A 12897-nucleotide genomic window follows, 5' to 3' on the forward strand; every position below is an offset into this window, starting at 1 on the left:
CCTCTCTCCTTATCTCTCAATCTCAATGGTATCTTTCAGAAGGTACTTTGTACCGAATACGGTTATCTCCCTGGGTTCTCCCTTTTCCAGCGTAAACACAGACTTATCCCTGCCCACGCAGACCTGGATATGACTGCCTCTGTAGCTGATCTTAAAGGTATAAGATTCCCATTTGTCAGGAAGTACCGGCGCAAAGCAGATGCCTGTCTCTTTCAGCCGAAGGCCGCCGAATCCGTACACCACAGCCATATAATTTCCACCCATATTTGCTGTATGGATACCGTCCTTTGTGTTGTGGTGCAGATTGAACAGATCCAGCTTCGCGCTGTCACCGAAATAGTCATAGGCCTTATCCTTCAGTCCCAGCCTGGATGCCACAATACTGAAAATACATGTGGAGAGTGAAGAGTCATGGGTCGTCACATTCTCATAGTACGCAAAGGACTTTCTGATGGTCTCCAGGTCCTGCGCATCCTCATAGATAAAATGCGCCAGCACGGTATCTGCCTGTTTACACACCTGATAACGGTACAGGCAGAGCGGGTGATAATGCAGAAGCAGAGGGAACTTGTCCGCAGGTGTACCCTTGATATCCCACACCTCTTTTTGAAGGAAAGAGTCATCCTGGGGATTGATGCCTGTCTCTTCGTCATACGGCAGATACATCTGTTCCTCCGCTTTCTTAAACTCCCGGATCTCCTCAGGCTTTAATCCTATTTTTTCAGCCACCGGAGCAAGCTTTCCGGCCTCCCCCAGCAGTTCATAAAAACGCACGGCCCAATGAAGATTATACTGGGCGCCTGCATTGGTGTAATAATTGTTATTTACCAGACACGTGTATTCATCCGGACCTGTCACATCATTGATGTGGAATTTTCCCCTGTGGAAATTCCCCGCATCCATCCACAGCCTTGCCGTCTCAAAAATGATCTCAGCGCCCTTTTCCGCCATCAGGTCCAAATCCCCGGTGGCCAGATAATAAGACACCACCGCATAGGCAATATCCCCGTTAATATGATACTGCGCAGAACCTGCCGGGAAAAATCCCGAGCACTCAGAACCGGAGATTGTTCTCCACGGATAGAGCGCTCCTTTTCTGTGCCCCATGATTCGGGCATTTTCCCTGGCTGCATCCAGGATACTGTACCTGTACGCGATCAGGCTGGCGGATATCCGGGGATTTGTCAGGGTAAAAAATGGCTGCATATACATTTCTGTATCCCAGAAATAATGCCCCTCATAGCCCTCACCGGAAAGTCCCTTCGCGGCTATATTACTGTGCTCGTCCCTGCCCGCTGACTGGAGAAGCTGATAGAGGTTATATCTGACAGCAACCGCCAGGTCATCGTCCCCCTCTATATCCAGCGCTGACTGTGCCCAGAACTCATCCAGGTATTCTCTCTGCTGCCTGTACCATTTTTCAAGGCTGACAGACAGCGCCCTGTTCATAGCATTTTCCGCTTCCTTCCTGCAGTCTTTGTATCTGAGGGAATCCGTAAACACTGTATATTTCACCAGCCGGACTGTCTCACCCTCCCTGATATCTGTTTCCATTTTTCTGGTGACAGAGTGTCCTTCCTGCACGGAATTCTCCCGGCAGACTGCACCGGTTCCGCATGAAAGTACATCCTTTACCGCCGTACACACGGTAAGCCCGGAAGTAACAGTCTCTGTGACAAGATAAGACACCCCGTCCTTCACCTCTGCACTGACCGGGCGCAGATGCTGAAAGCTTTCACCGGCAACCCTCGGATCATTGGGGTTACAGTAATTCTTCACATCCCCGTTATGTACAGAAATAAATTCCAGTGTCCCGCTGAAATTCAATGCCTTTACCTCATAGGATATGGTGAAAAGCGGAAGAAGCAGAAAGGATGTCATTCTCCTGATGGTGATCTCCACTCTGTGCCCCCCCGGAGAGCGCCACACTACCTGTCTCTGCGTGAATCCATTCTGCATATCCAGGCTTCTGCTGCTTTTTTCCACAGTCCCCTCAAACATACAAAAGGTCTCCCCCTCAATCTTCAGAAAGATAGTCTGGGTATCTGCCACATTCAGCATTGTCTGCTTTTCCTCAGCCAGTCCGCAGAGCTTTTCGGCCTGAGACATTTTGGCAATATCATAGAATCCGTTGATATAAGACCCCCGGATCGTATCATACCCCTGAGCATATCCCTCCTCAAAGTCAGAGCGGACCCCAATATAGCCGTTGGCATTGTGAAAGACCGTCTCATTTAAAAGACACTGCTCATTTTCAAGCCCTATGTCCTCAATCTGGTAAACCCATTTATTCATTCTGTTCTTCCTTTCTCTGTAAGCTTTATCTCTGTTCTTTTCTTGTCATCATTCTAGCAACAACTTTTTTTATTTTCAATGGTTTTATGCAACACCATTAAATTACATAATAACCTTATTTTTATTTTAGCATAATAACCAAATATTTTTTCCGAAATATACAGTTTCCATAAACATTACACATCTATTTATCACCGGTCTGTCTATTCGTTCCCTTTTCATTGAAAACATTCTTCCAAAGCATTATAAAAATTGATTTTTTCCCTTATATCCTCTATACTTATAATTATATATCTCACCAACAAATAAAATGGGAGGCATACGATGAAAAGACTTTTTGCCTTGATGCTGAGCATTATCATGCTTTTATCCATATCCGTACCCGTTTATGCCAGAGAACCGCGAAAAGTCACGGTAGCCTTTCCCAATCTGGCAGACAATCGTCTCTATGTTGTCAATGAAGACGGAAGTCTTGGCGGCATGATGTACGAATATTTTGAAAATCTGGGAAAATGCGCCGGATGGGACATCCAATATGTAGTGGATGATATGGAAACGCTGTTCGACAGTTTTCTTAACGGGGATATTGATATTATGGGTTCTACCGGATATTCAGAGGGTATGGATGAGTACGCGGATTACCCCTCATTATCCAGCGGCTTTGACTACACCTGTCTGGTGGTACAGAATGACAATATAGACATTACCTCAGGGGATTTGACCTCCCTTGACAATAAAACCGTGGCGATCAGCAGTACACAGGAAAAAAACGGTAAAGAAAAGGTTCTGGAGGACTTCTGCGACAGCAATCAGATTCATCTGGATATAAAGGTATATGAATCCCACCTCGATTACTTTAACGCCCTGAAAAACGGGGAGACGGATATGATCCTGATCGGCAGTGCAGCCCGTGGATCGGATATGCGGATCGTCACACGTTTTGCCGACTCTCCCTATTACACGGTCGTATCCAAGGACAAACCGGAAATACTGCGTGAGCTCAATGCTGCCCTGTACACCATGCATGCCATGTCCCAGGACTATATGGACCAACTGGAAAACAAATATATGAAAGGCAATGACAGCCTGGCAAATGCCTTTACCGCTGAAGAGAAGACATATCTGAGAGAAAAGGGAACCCTGACGGCTGTTCTTCCGAAAACATCATACGGGGCCTCAGACAAGCTGGGTGTCAATGGGAACTATAGCTGTCTGGACGCTGATATTGCCCAATATTTCTGCAGTGAGATCGGCATTTCCGTCAATTATATCGTTACGGACACCCTGGATCAGGCCATTGAAATGGTAAAAGAAAAAAAGGCAGATTTTCTTCCCCTTATGATCACCCATCCCGGCAGTGAAGACACCTACAGTGAACTGCAGCTCTTTCCCTATAATACACCGGAACAGATGCGTGTCACTGCCAATCCATCTTCCAACAAACCTGTACTTGTCCTTCCCCAGTATGAACAGAATCTTCCTGAAATGGATGCCCTGCTGGATGATTATGAAAAGGTATTGTACTGCAGCAGCGCCGTAGAATGTCTGGAGTATGTGTCAGAAGGACGTGCCACTGAAACCATACTGGATAATTTTGCTGCCCAGTATCTTCTTATGGAGAGCAGCTACCCGAACCTCTCCATAACCCCCACTGACCTGAAACTCACCACCATGACTCTGGCCGCCCCGGCATCCGCTGATACAAACCTGCTCACCATACTGGAAAAAGCAGTGCTGAATATGAATGCTTCGGAAATTGATGATACGGTTTACCAGCGCATGATCACAGAACAGACAAATGCGTCTGTCACCTTAACCGCTTTCTTTAAAAAGCATGTGATCTCCATATCTGCAGCCCTTCTGGCTGTGATCGTATTTATCCTGTCCTGTATCGCGGTTGTTTTAATGTCCCGCGTACGGCAGAAAAGCATGCAGGAGACACTGGCTGAAAGAGAACGCAGTGAAAAGGAGCTCAGCCGTGCCCTGGAACGCGCCAATGTTGCGACTGAGGCTAAGACCAGATTTCTGTCAAATGTATCACATGAGATGCGCACACCCTTAAACGGCATATCAGGAATGCTCACCCTGATGCAGAACGAGGAATCTGCACAAAAGAATAAAGAATACCTGGAAAAAGCCAGAATATCCTGCAGCCAGCTTCTTTCCCTGATCAACTCCGTTCTTGACATGTCACGGATAGAAAGCGGCAGAGAGACACTTTCCCCGGAAAGCTTCCATATGTCCACCATTTTGGAAGAACTGCATGCCATGCTCAGCATACAGGCAGAATCCAGAAATATCCGTATGGACATCAACGGAGCCTCTATCCCGGACAGAACACTTATCGGCGACTGCGTCAAGCTGAAACAGATATTATCCAATGTGATCGTAAATGCCATTAAGTTTACACCTGAAGGCGGCCGGATCACCCTCACTGCAGAAGAAAAGGCCCCCAATGGAAAAGGTGAAATTCTCTACCTGTTTGAATGCAGGGATAACGGCATTGGTATGACCAAGGAATTCATGAAAACCATGTTCCAGCCCTTCTCCCGCTCAGTGGAGGCGGACAAAATGCAGATAAGCGGAACGGGTCTTGGCCTGTCCGTGATCAAAGGTCTGGTAGATTTAATGCACGGAACCATAGATGTAGACAGTCAAAAGGGGAAAGGTTCTGTTTTCCGCATCATTCTTCCCTTCCCTGAGGAGCCTGATATAAAGGAGGAATCTTCTGCGGAATCAGAAAGTCAAGAGGAGCCCAAAGATTCAGCTGCTCTTCTGCAGGGAAAACGAGTCCTTGTCACAGAGGACAATGAACTGAATCTGGAAATCACGGAACAGTTCCTCGAGATCATGGGGATAGAATCCAGCCCTGCCCGTGACGGTGCCGAGGCAGTGGATATGTTCTCCTCCTCCCCGTCAGGTACCTTTGATGCCATTCTCATGGATATCCAGATGCCCAAAATGGACGGGTATGAGGCCACAAAAGCCATCCGGAGCCTTCCCAGGGAAGATGCCGCCTCAGTTCCCATTATCGCCATCACAGCGAACGCATTCCGGGAGGACATGGAACGGGCACTTTCCTGCGGTATGAATGACCATCTTTCAAAACCTGTAGATGTGAAAAAACTGCAGGAAATCCTTATAAAATACTGCTGCGGCAGGGAATAAAAAAACAGGGTGTATGAAATCCGAAATTTCACACACCCTGTTTTTTTATACCGACATGGGAAGAACAAAGAAATACATGACAATAAAGTGACATAAACTTCCGCCCATAACAAACAGATGAAATATCTCGTGGGAACCGAAATTCTTATGGTTTGCATTGAAGATCGGAAGTTTCAGCGCATAAATGATACCTCCCACTGTATATATAATGCCGCCTGCCAGAAGCCATCCGAAACCCGCCGGTGACAGCGCCCGGACAATGGGTACAAAGGCGAACACACAGAGCCAGCCCATTGCAATATAGATAACAGAAGAAAACCACTTGGGACAGGTGATCCAGCAGGCTTTGATCAGAATTCCCACAATCGCTACCAGCCACACTGCTGTACAAAGGATCGTCCCCGTCCTGCCGTGAAGCACGATCAGACAGATCGGCGTATAACTTCCTGCTATGAGAATAAAAATCATCATGTGATCCATCTTGCGCAGACGCCGGTTTACCTTTTCCGTGGAATCAACGGTGTGGTAAATAGTACTCGCCGCATATAACAGGATCATGCTCAGCATAAAAACACTCATTGCGATTATATGGATGCTGTCCGGTTCCCTGGCTGACCTGATCAGCAGCGGAGCCGCTGCCAGCACTGCCATCAGCCATCCGATAAAATGTGTAATTGCGCTGCCCGGTTCTTTGATCTTCAGTTTCATAACATCACTCCTCACTTTAATTATACATATAGTATGTACTTCACCTGCATTTGGTATTCTTAAATGTTATATGTAGTTTTAATTACTACGTTTTGATATTTATTATACTACTACTCATCTACGCATATTGCAACCCTTTTTTATAAATTTTTTCTAAAAGTACAAAAGGAGCCCGGTATAAAACCGGACTCCAACACTAAATTTATGCAAGCCATAAGTATTCATACGGCCCAAGTACAATATTATCCCACAGAGGGACTGTTTTTCCCTGAATCAGATCGTGCAGTTCCCAGGGAAGCCCGAACCAATTTACAGCATTGCAGTTTACCACCTGTCTCTCCTCACTGAAATTGGCAAGAACCAGCATTTTATCCTCCCTGTGGAACGCAAACACTGCTTTATTCCCTGTATCAATGGGTATGGAGGATATATTGGAGGCGAATATGGGATTTTCCTTCCGCACCCGGATCATTTCCCTGATACTGCTGAAAAGGATTCCCTCCACAGTGCCCATATCATGTCTGTTCCCTGCTTTCTCCCAGTCCATGGGTGCCCGGTGCAGCCAGCGGGAATCATGGGCAATGGTCTCATCCTTCTTGTAATCCCACCAGTTCAGGGTTCCGATCTCATCACCGCTGTACAGAAGAGGGATTCCGGTATAAGAAATGATCACACTGTTTAAAAGCAGGATCCTCTTGACCGCCAGCTCCAGCTTATAGCGGTCTTTCTTCAAAATAGCCTCCTCAAGACCGCACAGGGATGCCATTGTGCCGCTGTTTCTCGCGTCCAGCGTCTCAGGATTGAACTCATAGAGCTCCCCCTTTGCAAAGCTGCCGGGGAATTTTCCTTCCATGAATTGAATGATAAACTGCTTATGAGCCTCGGGGTCCATCCCCAGATCCCTGATGATATCCTTCTCAAATCCCCATCCGATGTCATCATGGCATCTTGCATAATTGATCCACACCCCATCCTTTGGCGTGCCGTAATCAATAGACATGGAACGCTGCATCAGCCGCACATCCCTGGTTGCAAGCGAATTCCACAGAAGCACCATAAGAGACGCATTGTACATGATATGGCATTCCTTCTCCTCAGGTGTGCCGAAGTATTTTACAATCTCATGAGGCTCTACGATAGCTTCCCCCAAAAAGACAACAGAGGGGCATACCTCCTCTATGATCATCTCATACATTTTCAGAAGTGTGTGCACCTGGGGCAGGTTCATGGATGAGGTTCCCAGCTCCTTCCACATATAAGGGATGGCATCCAGCCTGAATATGTCAACCCCTTTGTTGGCAAGTGTCAAAAGCACCTCAGCGATACGGTTGAACACGTTGGGGTTCTTATAGTTCAGATCCCACTGGAATTCATAGAAACGCGTCATGACAAACTTTCCGATATCCTCGTAGTAGGTAAAATTCTTAGGTGCAACGGAAGGGAAGATTTCCGTCAATGTCTTCTCATACTCGGAAGGAATGCCGTAATTGTCGAACATATAATACATATCTTCGTATCCCGGCTCGTTTTTCCTGGATTTCAAGGCCCACTCATGTTCCTTAGCCGTGTGGTTCAGCACAAAATCAATACAGGTGCGGATTCCCTTTTTCTTCAGTCTGTCAACCACGTGTTCAAACTGCTCTGTGGTGCCGAATTTCTTATCCACGTTCAGATAATCGGACACTGCGTATCCACCGTCATTCTGGCCCTCTCTGGACTGCAGGAGCGGCATAAAATGCACATAAGTCACACCCAGGTCTGCCAGATAATCGATCCTCTTTTCAAAGCTGGACAGATTGTCTGAGAACTTGTCCAGATACAGCATCATTCCCACCATTTTCTCTGAAAGATACCAGTCATTCCCCTTCTTATCCTGCTTTCTCAGCGCAGTGCTCCTGCCTGCCCTGGCCTTCTCCATAATTTCCATGAGCTGGTCAAAGAAAAACTGGGTGATCCCGTTCTCCCCATACAGCCCAAAATAATATGTGCGCAGTTTATCCATAGACATAACATTCTGCTCCTTTCACACGCCGGAAGTTCCTTCCGTATTCTCTTATATCAAGTATACAAGATAGACGAATTTCCCACAAGCCAAAAAGGCACCGCCGGAAATATCCAGGCGATACCTTTTGTCAGGCACAGATATACTTTTCAAATTTTTCCCTGATCATCTGTTCGTCCACACGGTCTGCATGCACCTGCATGACGACCGAACGGGCCGCGCTGATGAGCATTGCACTGATCACAGACTTCGCGTCATATATACAACTTCCATACCTCAGGTCCACATCGTACTCAACTTTATTGGCCAGGTTCACAAAATCAATGACTTCATTCACATCCTTTAAATTGACCGGAAATGTAATCATTTCTCTTCCCTTCTTTCTTCTGTACGCCGGGCCTCCCTGCTCAGGCAGCCCGGCCCATATAACTCAGCTTATCATTCTCGCTCTCTGACACTCTTCTTTCAGTCTGTTTCTGGCAAATACGGCTGCTCCTATGACGCCTTTTCCCACATATTCTTCTGAATATATATATCGGAAACCGTATCCCATCACATCTGTCCCCACCTTTTCATTTACAGCCTGCTCAAACGCCTTGCGGGGAAAATCCATCATCTCCATAACACCGCCTCCCACCACAAGGGAATCCGGGTTGAAAATAGTTGCCATCACAGCGTACACATGCGCACAGGCATCCACAAATTCCTTAAGGGGCTGCTCCTCCCTGTGAAGTGTGAACATGTCCTGAATTTCCGTATTCGGATAATACTGTTCCCGAATCTGCTGAAGCCGCCAGCCCGATGCATAACACTCACAGCAGCCTTTTTTGCCGCAGCTGCACGGGTCGTCCCCTTTGTAATACGGAATATGGCCCAGATCCAGTTCTGCCCCGTCCTTGCCCTCCAGGGGCTTTCCGTCGATGATCACGGACGAGCCCACACCGGTACCGATATATATGCCGACCACGATCTTCTGGTTTTCCAGATGGTTCACAGCCACATCGTACTGCAGGATATTGTTCACGTCATTGTTCACATACACAGGGACTTCAAAATATTCCCTCATTTCAGCCGCAATATTTCTGTTAAGAAATACCACTTCGCCTGCACTGTTTCTTATATTCGTTGTACAGATGACAGTCTCCTTATCATTGGAAACGGAGGATGGAACACCGATGGATATGGCCTCTATCTCTTCGATTCCGTTGGAAACTCTGTACTTCTCAATAATCTCACAGAGCTTTATCACCGGATTGTGGGCATTGGCAATGTAAAAGCTTTTGATGACAGAGGGATTTTTCATCTCATTGTCCGGGGTCACAGCCCCGATGCGGAGATTGGTTCCCCCCAGATCAATGCCGATTATTACATTTTTCATTCTCCACTTCTCTTCTTTCTCTCTGCTATGGTCTCAGTTAATTATTGATCTCATCCACCCAGGCATCTCTCACCATATGAAAACAGCCCCGCATCATGTGGTACTCGTCATACAGCGCCTGCCGCACCTCCACATGGATAGGAATAGCCTCATTGGCCAGAGACTCCACAAACGCCTGGAAACGTGTCATGATCAGCCTGCTGTAATCACTGTAACAACTGTCCACGACCAGTGTTCCCGGGTTATAAACCCACAAAAGATTGTAAAGCACTCTGACTATGGTATCCAGGGCTTCATCCACAATTCGCCTTGCGTCCTCCCCCTGCTCTTCATAGTCACAGATAACTTCCTTAAATGTTTTGCCGATACCCGCTTCACGAAGTTTCCTATTCAGAACAGAGACGGAGATCATATCCTCAAATGTAGTATATCTCTTCTCTGCGCTGTCTGTGAGTAGAAGCATCTTACCAACCTCACCGGCCATCAATTCCTCCCCCATGACTGCAGTTCCCCTGTGGATAAAGAAGCCGCCCACACCGTGACCGCAGTAAAAGTAAAACTGACTGTCCGATTCAGAATCCATACTCTCATACTCAGACCACGCAGCCGGCACCACGTCATGAAGAATCAAAATATTGCTGATTCCAAACGCGTCCGTAAACAACTGTCTGATATGCAGCTCCTTAAAATCAGCTATAAGGTCATAATTAACCAGGTCAACATCTTCATAATAGGCACTGGGAACAAACACTGCGACACCCACCGTAACCGTATGCATGGCGGCAAGCTTTTCCTTTATCATATCCACTGCGCGCAGAAGGTTTTCCCTGTAACTGCGCCCGGTATCAAATTCCAGTGTCTGCTCCTCCTTCTGTACCTCATAAATATCATATATAAGGAAGCTGATCTCATCTACAGATGTCAGATTGATGCATACAATATTACCGTATTTTTCGTTGATCTGAAGGGCTTTGGGTTTTCTTCCCACATCATTCCCTTCACAGACCTTCTCCACAAGGATATCATTTGCGATCAGGTCATCCACAATATGCTTCACGGTCATGACGCTGATATGGTTCTCCTTGGCCAGCTCACTCCTGGTCTTGGTTTTGTCCCTGAGTATGCTCTGCATAATGTTTGCCACATTTATATTTCTGATACTGCTGACTGTCAGCGTCTGTTTTTTATCTGCATCCATAGTCATAAAATCACTTCCTTTAAATTATTTTATTTTAAACACTCCTTGAGAGATTTCTCAATGACAGCAACCGCTTCATCCACATTTTCTTTTGATGTGATCAATGCCGGATGCATGACCACAACCACATTCTCCAGGTTCTTTCTGCTCTCCAGCTCTGTGACCAGACCATTATGCAGCATAGCTTCATAAAATTCCTGGCCCAGCACATATTTATCCTCCGAAGGTGTTCCCTCCAGCTCCATACCCTGCAGAAGGCCGCGTCCGCGTACATCCTTGATGACAGGAAATTTATCCTTCAGTTCAAGAAGTCTGCTGTGCAGATAGTCACCTACCACGCGGCTGTTCTCCACAAGACCGTCCCGCTCGATGATCTCAATGTTCTTCAGTGCACTGCGGCATGCCAGCGGGTAACAGGAATGGGTATGTCCGTGAAGGCTGATCTTGCTCATTGCCTCCCCGATTTCCTTTCTGCAGAGGACTGCAGAGCCCGGAACGTATCCGCTTGTGAGCGCCTTGCCTGTTACCAGGATATCCGGAGTCACACCTTCATACTGACATGCGAACATGGTTCCCGTCTGTCCGATACCGGTAACAACCTCATCGAAGATCAGAAGCGCACCATATTTATCACAGAGCTCTCTGACACCCTTCCAGAATCCCTTTGGCGGTACGATCACACCGCCGGCTGCAAAGATGGGCTCTGAGATCACAGCGGCAATTTTATCACCGCCCTCGTGAAGCATGGTCTGCTCCAGGTATTTCAAGCACTGCAGGCCGCAGGTCCCCGGTTCCTTACCGAAATCACAGTGGTAGCAGTAGGGCGGGGCAGAATGTACGAATCCTCTCGGCAGCAGCTCTGAGATACCGGAGTTTTCCTGTATCATCTCAGATTTTCCCGTAGCGGCTGCCGCACCTGCGGTGGAGCCGTGGAATCCCCGGCGGAAGGAAATGATTCTTCCTCCGCCTCTGTAGTATTTTGCCAGCTTCAGCGCGAACTCGTTGGCGTCAGAACCGGTACAGCCGAACATTACCTTATCCAGGCCCTCCGGTGAGATTTCAATCATCTTTTCTGCCAGGGCTGCCCTCTCCTCTGTCGCGAAGCAGGAGGTCACGGACACAATCTTTTCAAGCTGGTCTTTTAATGCCCCGATCAGTTCCTCATTGCCGTGTCCCAGACTGCAGGCTGAGAACTGGCCCGAAAAATCCAGATATTTCTTTCCCTCGCTGTCGTACAGATACATTCCTTTTGCATTCGTAAATGCAATGTCATCTGTAGTATAGCACTGAATCAGATATTTTTTATCTTTTTCTATAATCTTATTCATAAATGGTCCTCCCTTTTTGCTCCTGCAGATCTGCTTCTGACAGGGCATCCTCGTCTGCGATGATAGTCACATTGGGATGAAACTGTAAGACAGATGCCGGTACTTTTGGTGTTACCGGGCCGTTAATGACCTGGTTCAGAATACCTGACTTTTCTTTTCCGCTCACGAGCAGCAGAATCTTTTTTGCCCTCATAATGGTACCGATTCCCATGGTATAAGCCTGGGACGGCACATCTTCCGCCCTTTCAAAAAAGCGTTTGTTGGCTTCAACCGTGCTTGCTGCCAAAGTGACACAGTGGCATTTTTTCTCGAAAATCTCTCCCGGTTCGTTAAAACCAATATGCCCATTGTGGCCAAGGCCCAGAAGCTGCAGATCCACTCCGCCGGATTCTTCTATAATCCTTTCATAATCACTGCATGCCTTCTCACTGTCAGGCTCCATACTATCCGGTATGTGGGTATTCTCGGGCTTTATATTTATGTCACAGAACAGGTTCTTTCTCATAAAGTAATAATACCCTTGTTCATTGTCCGGTTCCAGTCCCTTATAATCATCCAGGTTCATGGATTTCACCCGGGAGAAATCCAACAGACCCATACGGTACCATTTTTTCAGATACCCATATGCGCCGACCGGGGTGGAACCTGTCGCAAGACCCAGCACACATTCTGGGTTTGAAATCACTTCCGCGCCCAGGATGGATGCTGCCTTTTCGCTTAGTTTATCATAATTCTTTGCCCTGTAGATTTTCATAAAGCTGCTTCCCACTCTCCGTATTTTGCGATTACCTTATCCTTGATCATCCGGCAGAATTCGTCT

At 47.1% G+C, this 12897-nt stretch carries 9 protein-coding genes; 1 reads left to right on the forward strand and 8 read right to left on the reverse strand.

Annotated features, from left to right (window positions below):
* Positions 1–9: 9 nt before the first annotated feature.
* Positions 10–2295 (reverse strand): glycoside hydrolase family 65 protein, encoded by a 2286-nt coding sequence (locus V8Q34_RS26265; RefSeq protein WP_335836592.1) that lies wholly within the window; start codon positions 2293–2295, stop codon positions 10–12.
* A 324-nt stretch (positions 2296–2619) separates the two neighbouring features.
* Here V8Q34_RS26265 and V8Q34_RS26270 point away from each other — a divergent pair, with 324 nt between their 5' ends.
* Positions 2620–5463: an ATP-binding protein gene (locus V8Q34_RS26270; protein ID WP_335836593.1), complete on the forward strand. Its 2844-nt coding sequence runs from the start codon at positions 2620–2622 to the stop codon at positions 5461–5463.
* 45 nt (positions 5464–5508) lie between these two features.
* Here V8Q34_RS26270 and trhA read toward each other — a convergent pair whose 3' ends face one another.
* The 7 genes from trhA to nagB all read right to left on the reverse strand — a co-directional run bounded on the left by trhA (position 5509) and on the right by nagB (position 12831).
* Complete coding sequence (gene trhA, locus V8Q34_RS26275) at positions 5509–6171, reverse strand: PAQR family membrane homeostasis protein TrhA (protein WP_033141666.1); 663 nt, start codon at positions 6169–6171, stop codon at positions 5509–5511.
* A 202-nt stretch (positions 6172–6373) separates the two neighbouring features.
* Entirely contained in the window at positions 6374–8179 is a 1806-nt protein-coding gene (locus tag V8Q34_RS26280; RefSeq protein WP_335836594.1) for an amylosucrase, read from the reverse strand.
* Between the two features lie 124 nt (positions 8180–8303).
* Positions 8304–8540, reverse strand: a complete 237-nt coding sequence (locus V8Q34_RS26285) for an HPr family phosphocarrier protein (protein ID WP_103732547.1) — start codon at positions 8538–8540, stop codon at positions 8304–8306.
* Positions 8541–8603: 63 nt separating this feature from the next.
* A complete protein-coding gene (alsK, locus tag V8Q34_RS26290; protein WP_103732548.1) occupies positions 8604–9551 on the reverse strand; it encodes an allose kinase in 948 nt (315 codons plus the stop codon).
* A 37-nt stretch (positions 9552–9588) separates the two neighbouring features.
* Positions 9589–10755, reverse strand: coding sequence for an ROK family protein (locus tag V8Q34_RS26295; RefSeq protein ID WP_335836595.1), 1167 nt, complete (start codon positions 10753–10755; stop codon positions 9589–9591).
* 23 nt (positions 10756–10778) lie between these two features.
* Entirely contained in the window at positions 10779–12077 is a 1299-nt protein-coding gene (locus tag V8Q34_RS26300; protein WP_227210883.1) for an aminotransferase family protein, read from the reverse strand.
* Complete coding sequence (gene nagB / locus V8Q34_RS26305; RefSeq protein ID WP_335836596.1) at positions 12070–12831, reverse strand: glucosamine-6-phosphate deaminase; 762 nt, start codon at positions 12829–12831, stop codon at positions 12070–12072. The genes V8Q34_RS26300 and nagB overlap by 8 nt, the downstream gene beginning before the upstream one ends.
* Between the last annotated feature and the right edge of the window lie 66 nt (positions 12832–12897).

Origin of the sequence: Blautia sp. JLR.GB0024 (genome assembly GCF_037000545.1) — a bacterium.
GTDB classification, from domain to species: domain Bacteria; phylum Bacillota; class Clostridia; order Lachnospirales; family Lachnospiraceae; genus Blautia; species Blautia celeris.

Coding starts and splice junctions, on each gene's coding strand:
- V8Q34_RS26280 (WP_335836594.1), bottom strand. CDS start 8,179: ATGTCTATGGATAAACTGCGCACATATTATTTTGGGCTGTATGGGGAG.
- V8Q34_RS26295 (WP_335836595.1), bottom strand. CDS start 10,755: ATGACTATGGATGCAGATAAAAAACAGACGCTGACAGTCAGCAGTATC.
- V8Q34_RS26300 (WP_227210883.1), bottom strand. CDS start 12,077: ATGAATAAGATTATAGAAAAAGATAAAAAATATCTGATTCAGTGCTAT.
- V8Q34_RS26270 (WP_335836593.1), top strand. CDS start 2,620: ATGAAAAGACTTTTTGCCTTGATGCTGAGCATTATCATGCTTTTATCC.
- alsK (WP_103732548.1), bottom strand. CDS start 9,551: ATGAAAAATGTAATAATCGGCATTGATCTGGGGGGAACCAATCTCCGC.
- trhA (WP_033141666.1), bottom strand. CDS start 6,171: ATGAAACTGAAGATCAAAGAACCGGGCAGCGCAATTACACATTTTATC.
- V8Q34_RS26265 (WP_335836592.1), bottom strand. CDS start 2,295: ATGAATAAATGGGTTTACCAGATTGAGGACATAGGGCTTGAAAATGAG.
- V8Q34_RS26285 (WP_103732547.1), bottom strand. CDS start 8,540: ATGATTACATTTCCGGTCAATTTAAAGGATGTGAATGAAGTCATTGAT.
- nagB (WP_335836596.1), bottom strand. CDS start 12,831: ATGAAAATCTACAGGGCAAAGAATTATGATAAACTAAGCGAAAAGGCA.